General features: G+C 41.4%; 8 protein-coding genes. All 8 read left to right on the top strand.

Translation table 11 applies throughout. From position 1 onward, the window contains the following. The first annotated feature begins 338 nt into the window (after positions 1-338). The 8 genes from ACOXY8_RS15020 to ACOXY8_RS14985 all read left to right on the top strand — a co-directional run bounded on the left by ACOXY8_RS15020 (position 339) and on the right by ACOXY8_RS14985 (position 8069). Entirely contained in the window at positions 339-1346 is a 1008-nt protein-coding gene (locus ACOXY8_RS15020; protein WP_458332427.1) for a glycoside hydrolase family 113, read from the top strand. Between the two features lie 67 nt (positions 1347-1413). After that, on the top strand, positions 1414-1848 hold the full coding sequence (locus ACOXY8_RS15015) for a MerC domain-containing protein (RefSeq protein ID WP_458332426.1): 435 nt from the start codon (positions 1414-1416) through the stop codon (positions 1846-1848). Positions 1849-2076: 228 nt separating this feature from the next. Further along, on the top strand, positions 2077-2457 hold the full coding sequence (locus ACOXY8_RS15010) for a hypothetical protein (RefSeq protein WP_458332425.1): 381 nt from the start codon (positions 2077-2079) through the stop codon (positions 2455-2457). Then, complete coding sequence (locus ACOXY8_RS15005; RefSeq protein WP_458332424.1) at positions 2454-3653, top strand: GTP-binding protein; 1200 nt, start codon at positions 2454-2456, stop codon at positions 3651-3653. Before ACOXY8_RS15010 ends, ACOXY8_RS15005 begins: the two co-directional genes overlap by 4 nt. A gap of 1 nt (position 3654) precedes the next feature. Continuing rightward, positions 3655-4527, top strand: a complete 873-nt coding sequence (locus tag ACOXY8_RS15000) for a hypothetical protein (protein ID WP_458332423.1) — start codon at positions 3655-3657, stop codon at positions 4525-4527. Positions 4528-4564: 37 nt separating this feature from the next. After that, the gene (locus ACOXY8_RS14995; RefSeq protein ID WP_458332422.1) at positions 4565-5266 is read left to right on the top strand and encodes an ABC transporter ATP-binding protein; all 702 of its coding nucleotides are present in this window, start codon (positions 4565-4567) and stop codon (positions 5264-5266) included. 3 nt (positions 5267-5269) lie between these two features. Beyond that, the gene (locus tag ACOXY8_RS14990) at positions 5270-6658 is read left to right on the top strand and encodes an ABC transporter permease (protein WP_458332421.1); all 1389 of its coding nucleotides are present in this window, start codon (positions 5270-5272) and stop codon (positions 6656-6658) included. Between the two features lies 1 nt (position 6659). Further along, positions 6660-8069 (top strand): DUF3526 domain-containing protein, encoded by a 1410-nt coding sequence (locus ACOXY8_RS14985; RefSeq protein WP_458332420.1) that lies wholly within the window; start codon positions 6660-6662, stop codon positions 8067-8069. Positions 8070-8083: the final 14 nt, after the last annotated feature.

Raw genomic sequence — 8083 nt, 5'->3', positions numbered from 1 at the left:
TTTAAACGCAGAGAATCGCCAAGGAAGACGCTGAGATCGCAGAGAAGAAACCTAATCCTTTGCGGTTCTTTGCGTAAATCTCTGCGCCCTCCGCGGTTAATAAAAAAGAAGAATTTAAACGCAGAGGAGTCGCGGAGGAAGACGCTGAGATCGCAGAGAAGAAACCTAATCCTTTGCGGTTCTTTGCGTAAGTCTCTGCGCCCTCCGCGGTTAAGAAAAAAGAAGAATTTAAACGCATAGGAGGCGCGGAGGCGCAAAGAAGAAAAAATCCGTGAAATCCGCGAAATCGGCTTAATCCGTGATCCGGATTTGAGTATATTGCTTCTAAATAACCTGCCATGCGCTTTTTCCTTATTTCAATCCTCCTTATTTCAATTTTTGCTAGCTGCAAAAATCCTCCCGCAGAAAAGCAAGAAGTAATCAATGGCGTAAGCTTGGTGGCGCCATCCCGACCGAGCGACCACACTTGGACGGAGCCTATTCAGCAGCTCAATGCCAATTGGGTCACACTTATGCCCTTTGCCTTCAGTCAAGTTGGCCAGCCCGATATCTACTTCGATCGGGAAAGACAATGGTGGGGCGAAACTTCCGAGGGAGTTCGTGTGAGTATTCAGCAAGCCCATGCAGCAGGTTTCAAAGTAATGCTGAAACCGCATGTTTGGTTGCGAGGCCAATGGATTGGCGATTTCACCCTCGAAAATGAAGCTGACTGGCAAATTTGGGAGCAAAACTATCGAGATTACATCTTGAACTTTGCCAAAATAGCCCAAGAAGAGAAAGTCGATTTGCTGTGTATAGGCACCGAAATGCGCCAAATAGTACGCGACAGACCTGCCTTTTGGAAAAGCCTGATTCCGGATATTCGCCAAGCATATAATGGCAAACTAACCTATTGCTCCAATTGGGACGATTATACTGAAGTGCCCTTTTGGGAGCAGCTAGACTTTGTGGGCATTAGCGCCTATTTCCCATTATCAGAAACCGCAATACCCAATGCAGATGAATTGATACGCCAATGGCAGCCGATCAAATCTACTTTGCAGGAATTTTCAAGCAAAATGGATAAGCCAATTCTATTTACAGAATATGGATACCGAAGTATTGAGCAAGTAGCTTGGCGATCGTGGGAAGTAGAAAGGTTGAAACTCAATCCCAATTTCGAAGCACAGCAAATTGCCTACAAAGCCCTATTCGATAGCTTTTGGGCTGAACCCTGGTTTGCAGGTGGCTTCCTGTGGAAATGGTATCCCAACCACGAAAAAGCGGGCGGAATGGAAAACTCCGATTGGACTCCACAAAATAAAACCGCCGAAAAAGTAATTCGTGAAGTTTATGGGAGTTTTTGAGTTGAAGGATTACTGAAGATGAACACCTAGTATCAAAGACTAGTCTTCCACTTACTATTTTCAAATCATGTTTTTGCAACATTGTTGCATTTATGGAATTTTGTTCCTAAAATTGCACATGATCAAAATCAACAAAACCTCAATGCTATGGGATAATTGTGGAATTGGAGTCTCATTACTTTGTTCCATCCACTGTGCCCTCATGCCGATTTTAATAATTACATCTGCCATTGTAGGCATGCACATCGAAGCACTGGAGAAAATAGAAACGCCACTATTTATAACGGCTGCAATAATTGGTTCCATTTCTATATTTCAAACCTACTTTAAACTGAAAAAGAGCAAACCGGCTCTCCTACTAATATTAGGCTTAATGCTAATTCTATTAGGAGGCATTGTAGAAGGCCTTTGGTTTGAGTCCACACTCCGAGTATGTGGTTCATTGATCATCGTTTCAGCACATTTCACTAATAAGAAAGTCGTTAAGCAGTTTTCTGTATGAAGTCATTGAACTTAAATATTCTTTCTACACCCTTCAATTTCAAACCTATTCCGTGAATTTATAAATGATTGCAAGTTCAATGTGAAATACATAGTGTAAGGATGATGGAAAAAGATTTATCGGAATACCTAATAAATAAAATTTTCAACAACAGTTGGTAAGGGCTTGCCTTATTCGACTTATGCTTAGCTATTCACCTATGACCTTCATTTTCAATAATAAAACATCATGGAAAAAATGGAATCCAAAGTCATCTTACAACTTATAGTCCTAGCATTATTCATCTCTTGTAGCACCAGTAATCAGGAAGAACAAAGGCTCCTGGATGATGCATATGCCAAACAAACTGAGGCTATTGAGCTAATTGTTGAGCTAGAAGAAAATCTTAAAACCTCCACAAATCCTCAAAAAGATAGTTTGCTTGAAGTGATCGAAGAACTAGAGGAAAGCCTAATTGCCATTCCCGGTTACACACTTAACCTCTCTGGCCATGAAGGCCACGATCATGGTCATGCTAAGGTCGAACAGAGTGCAGAAGAAATTTACAAAGTACAAGAAGAGATACTTAAGCAACTTAATCAAATCCAAAAAACCATAAGAAATCAATGACAAAATTACCCGTAACTGTTCTATCAGGCTTTTTGGGAGCAGGCAAAACTACCCTGTTAAATCATGTGCTGCACAATAAGGAAGGCCTGCGTGTGGCAGTGATTGTGAATGATATGAGCGAAGTAAATATTGATGCAAACTTGGTAAAACAAGGCAATACACTGAGCCGAACAGATGAAAAATTGGTGGAAATGAGCAACGGCTGTATTTGCTGTACACTCCGCGAAGACTTGATTGAAGAGGTAGCCAAGCTGGCCTTGGAGAACAAGTACGATTATCTGTTGATTGAAAGTACAGGGATTTCAGAACCCTTACCGGTAGCACAAACATTCTGGTTCGAAAGCGATGAATTAGAAGTCAATCTTTCAGACGTTTGCGAATTGGACACCATGGTAACAGTAGTTGATGCCCTGAATTTCCTGAAAGATTTTGGCACATTAGACACCATTGCTACCCGAGAAATGAACGATACTGAGGATCAGAGGACAATTGTAAATCTTCTCACCGATCAAGTTGAATTTGCGGATGTTATCTTAGTCAACAAGGCCGATTTGGTGAGCAGGGATCAACTCAATCTTTTGAAAGACATTCTAGCTAAACTGAACCCGAAAGCCAAAATCATTGAGTCAGAATTCGGAAGGGTGCCATTGGAAAATATCCTCGCGACCAAAAAGTTCGATTATGAAACCACTTCCCAATCTGCTGAATGGATTGAAGAATTGGAAAAAGAGCATCAGCCAGAAACAGAGGAATACGGCATCAGTTCATTTGTATTCCGTGACAAAAGACCATTCCATCCTGAACGGTTTTGGAACTACGTTTCCAATCAATGGCCAGCCAATATTATCAGAAGCAAGGGTTTGTTTTGGCTAGCATCTAGGTCAGACGAAGCTTTGACTTGGAGTCAGGCGGGAGGTTCATTGAGAGCCGACTTTGCAGGTGTTTGGTGGTGCTCCATGCCATTTGAAAATAGGATCCGATATGAATCATTTGTTGAAAACAGAAGCCAAATAGAATCCAATTGGAACAAGAAATTTGGAGATAGAGCCAACGAATTGGTCATTATCGGTCAAGACCTTCAAAAGGATCACATCTGGAGCGAACTGGAAGCATGCTTATGCACTGAGGAAGAAATAGACGCATGGCAAAAAGGTCTAGACTTTAATGACCCTTGGCCAATTCATTTAGATCAATAAGATGAGAAAAGCACTTCTACCGATCATCTTTTTACTGGTACTGGTTTCATGTACCGCGACAAGAAACATTGGAACCAATGCAAAAACCCAGCTTTGGGATCTGTCTCAACTGTCTCCAGAGGAATTGAAAATGGCCAATGAACTGCTGACTTATGGGTTAGAGCATGAAGCACTTTATACATTGCTTGATACGCTAAAGCCTATCAGTAGTCTAGGCTATGCACTATCCTTCCCACTAGCTAAAGATGCTGAAATGAAAGATGGTGACAAAGCAGTGGTGTCTTTTGAAGCAGATTCTTCCAAAATGGCGCTTGATGAGCTGAAAAAATGGAATAATGTATTAGAGGCATTATCGACTGAGGATTTGGAATTCCTGCTAGTGCCTTTCAAGCAGACATGGGAAGGAAAAAGAAATCTTCAAATACTAGTTTGCAGAACAGATTTAATGAATACGCAGATTTCCAAGAAAGCTTACTTTTTTGGTCAATGGGGCTTTACTGCGAACTCCAACCTAGCAACTGTTTTGACAACGATAGAATTTGAAAGTCGTAACGATCGCTATCGTGCTTATGGCTATTTGTTTGGTTATCCCGAACATGCCGTTGACTTCTTTGTCGCTGCTTCAATTTCTGAAGAGGAAACGGGAGAATTTGTAAACCGTAATTTCTTCAGCATTCCTGTAGCAAAGGGAGAAAGTGGACATTTCACTTATGCAATTCCAAAGGATTACATCCCAGATCAAAGGGACTCTTCAATTTACTTTCAGGCCACCCATACACTAAATAAGTACAATATGATCAAAAGCCAATATACAACTGAAAGTGGTGCGTTGGATGCAATCAGCTTGATCACTGACTATAGAAAGTCCCAATAAAACAAATATTTAGCCTCACTTCACTAATGAAAAAAATATGCTACACGCTATCAACCTTTCCAAAAAATACCAAGAGAATCTAGCACTCGATAAGCTAAACCTTAGCATCGAACCAGGAGACATTTATTGTCTATTAGGAGCAAATGGAGCCGGGAAATCGACCACGATTAATCTTTTTCTCAATTTCATTTCCCCTACGAGTGGTATGGCGATGATTAATAACATTGAGGTCTCTAAAGACCCAATTGCTGTTAAAAAGCTTATTGCCTACATCCCCGAAAACCTTGTTTTATACAATGAACTCAGTGGTTTAGAAAATCTCGAATACTTTATCGGACTGGCGGGCATGAAATATCATGAGGATGAACTAGTGAAGTTTCTGCAAGAAGCTGGCTTACAATCCGACGCCTTCAAGAAAAGAGTAAAAACCTACTCCAAAGGAATGCGCCAGAAAGTTGGCGTTGCCATGGCTATAGCCAAAAAAGCTAAAGTACTATTGCTGGATGAACCAACTTCCGGCCTGGATCCTAAGGCAAGTAATGAGTTTTCAGAATTATTAATACGACTGAGTCAGCAGAAGGTAGCGACACTTATGGCTACGCATGACTTATTCAGAGCAAAAGAAACTGGTACTGACATAGGCATTATGAAGTCAGGAAAATTGGTTGAACAACTCTCCACAGAGGAAATCAACCATAGCGATTTAGAAAAACTTTACCTCAAACACATGAACAGCTGAGTTATGATTTTTCATGTAGCAAAAAAAGAAATAAGGGAAATATTCCGCTCCGGCCAATTCAAATGGATGATCGGCATTGTAATCGTACTAAGTGCAGTAGCCATTTTGATCAGCTACAACCAGTGGCAAGAGAAAAACCTTCAACGTGAACAAGCCGAAACTCACGCGCAGGAGCTATGGCTCGCACAAGGTTCTACCAATCCGCATAATGCCGCACATTATGGGACTTTCGCTTTCAAACCACAGTTTCCCCTCTCATTGATTGACCCGGGCGTGGAAAAATATACAGGAGTATCCATCTTTCTGGAAGCTCATGCCCGAAATGAAGCAGACAATGTCGCCGCCGCAGATCAAACAGGACTTTCACGTTTCGGTGACTTAACGCCCGATTTTATTCTGCTCTTTATTCTTCCCTTGATGATCATCGCACTGGGCCATCAGTCGGTCACGAGAGAAAAAGAACAGGGCACTATACGCATCGTTAAAACACAAGGAATTAGTAATGCCCAATTAATCTGGGGAAAATGGCTAGGCAATTACCTCCCTATTTCCTTACTGGCTACGGTTCTATTTAGTATTGCCGCACTGTTTATTGATGAATTTGATTGGAAAATATTAACAAGCATGTGGCTGGTGTATATGATCTACTTTGCCATTATCAACAGCATTACACTCATCGTTTCCACTTTCACCAATAGTTCAGGTATTTCATTAGTCACATTATTGGCTATTTGGATCATCAGCTGTTTAGCTATCCCAAAGATTGCCAGTAGCTACACAAACGAACGCTACCCCTACCCTACGCGCCAACAATTTGATACCGCTGTGGCAGAAGATAAAAAGAAAGGTTTAGATGGTCATGACCCTTGGAGTGAAGCCTCTAAAAAATTGGAACAAGAAATACTAGCGACTTATCAGGTAAGTAAACTGGAAGATCTGCCCTTCAATTTTGATGCTTTCCGCATGCAAAAAGGAGAAGAACATGAAGCTGAAATTTACTTCAAACACAATGAAAAACTAAAGGAGGTTCACCATAAGCAAACGCAAGTATATCAAAAGCTGGCTTTCCTCTCTCCTTTCTTGCCCACCCGCTTTATGTCTATGGCACTAGCCAGTACCGACTATGCAACGCATTGGAATTTTACAGATATGGCCGAAAAACATCGGGTGGAAATGCAACGCATTTTGAATGACAATTTTGCTAAAAATTCCAGACTTGGAGAGTGGAACTACAAAGCCGATGCTTCATTACTCGCCCAAATTCCGGCCTTTCAGTTCGAAGCACCGGTTTTTAAAGAGATTATCCAAGCCAACCGGCAAAACTTATTGATTCTGGCGGCTTGGCTATTCGTCTCATTCGGTCTTTTGTTTTTTGCTTCAACTCGTATCTAATATGCTCAATCTAAATATACGTCACGAAATCAGGCTACTTAGTCGAAACTATTGGTTTATCTCCTTAACGCTTGTACTTGTTGCCCTTTGCCTATATGCGGGCTATAATGGCCTCAAACAATTTGAGAAAAGGCAGCTGGATCAACAGCAGGCCATAGAGAGCCAAAGGGAGAAAGAAGAAGTAGTACAAGAAGTAGCAGTAGCTCTCAATAAAGGCGAAGAACATGCTTTATCCTCCCGCCTTACACCAATGAACCTTTCCATTTTCACCGGGCACCTAGCAACTATGCCCGCGGATGAAATGAGCAAATTAGCGATAGGCCAGAGTGATTTGTATACGCATCAATTGAAAATAGCCGCAAATGAAGACTTGGCTACCTTAAGCTTTAATGAGCTGAACAACCCCGTACAGCTCCTGTTTGGCAACTTCGATTTAAGCTTTGTGCTTGCCTATCTAGTTCCGCTGGTGATTATCGCATTTACCTACAATTTGCGAACTCAAGAACTGGAATCCGGACGCCTAAAATTGCTTGCCTCTAACCCCATTAATACAAATTATTGGCTCTTGCAGCGATTTATCATCCGCTATGCTTCATTAGCTATCATTTTGACATTGGCCTTATTGGGAACAATTTTATGGGTAGGTGTGGGCATAAGCAGTACGTTGCTGATTTTCTTCCTGCTTACCTATGCCTATTTGGCCTTTTGGTTTGCCATTTCCTACCTAGTAAATATTTTGGGGCACTCTTCAGCTAGAAATGCCGTATCCTTACTTTCCTTGTGGATTTTGCTGGTATTGATTGTTCCTACTGTAATAAATCAGGCCGCTAATACGGTGTACCCCATGCCATCGAGGGTGCTATTACTCAATGAAATCAGAGAAACCAAAAGTGAGCTGAGTAAGGAGCAAGACAAAGTGCTTGACGAGTACTTAAGAAATCATCCGGAACTGATAAGGGATCAAGAGGAAAATGCGTATGCCTATTGGCAAGGCTATTATGCCAGCCAGGAAATGATGGAGAAAACCCTGTCTCCAGTAATCGACCGTTTCGATGAGCAACTTTCTAAGCAACAAAAATGGGTGGATTCCTGGGGCTTTCTTAGTCCGGCCGTTCTTTTTCAGGATGGTGCCACGCAATTAGCCAGTACTTCATCCAAAAATTACAATGCATTTAAGGACGCCGTCCATTCATTTAGTTTGGAATGGAGAGCATTCTTTATGCCCTTCGTTTTCGATAATAAAACACTCAATATCGATGATCTCAATAATATCCCAGCCTTCGAATATCAATCCGAAGTAGATATTTCAAAAGTCCTTATCAATATTTCGGCCTTACTGATAATATCTTTTCTACTAGCCGCAGGTGGCTTAATGCTTGAAGGGAAAAGACAGCTTCTTCAGCTGAGCTGACAGATGATTTTTTT

The organism is Peijinzhouia sedimentorum (assembly GCF_049340005.1).
Taxonomy (GTDB): domain Bacteria; phylum Bacteroidota; class Bacteroidia; order Cytophagales; family Cyclobacteriaceae; genus CAXBDP01.
The sequence above is the reverse complement of the archived record's forward strand: the minus strand, read 5'-3'. Positions and strand labels throughout refer to the sequence as shown.

Excerpts from the sequence above, each read along its gene's own strand:
- ACOXY8_RS15020 (WP_458332427.1), top strand. The coding sequence starts at position 339 with ATGCGCTTTTTCCTTATTTCAATCCTCCTTATTTCAATTTTTGCTAGC.
- ACOXY8_RS15015 (WP_458332426.1), top strand. The coding sequence starts at position 1,414 with ATGTTTTTGCAACATTGTTGCATTTATGGAATTTTGTTCCTAAAATTG.
- ACOXY8_RS15010 (WP_458332425.1), top strand. The coding sequence starts at position 2,077 with ATGGAAAAAATGGAATCCAAAGTCATCTTACAACTTATAGTCCTAGCA.
- ACOXY8_RS15005 (WP_458332424.1), top strand. The coding sequence starts at position 2,454 with ATGACAAAATTACCCGTAACTGTTCTATCAGGCTTTTTGGGAGCAGGC.
- ACOXY8_RS15000 (WP_458332423.1), top strand. The coding sequence starts at position 3,655 with ATGAGAAAAGCACTTCTACCGATCATCTTTTTACTGGTACTGGTTTCA.
- ACOXY8_RS14995 (WP_458332422.1), top strand. The coding sequence starts at position 4,565 with ATGCTACACGCTATCAACCTTTCCAAAAAATACCAAGAGAATCTAGCA.
- ACOXY8_RS14990 (WP_458332421.1), top strand. The coding sequence starts at position 5,270 with ATGATTTTTCATGTAGCAAAAAAAGAAATAAGGGAAATATTCCGCTCC.
- ACOXY8_RS14985 (WP_458332420.1), top strand. The coding sequence starts at position 6,660 with ATGCTCAATCTAAATATACGTCACGAAATCAGGCTACTTAGTCGAAAC.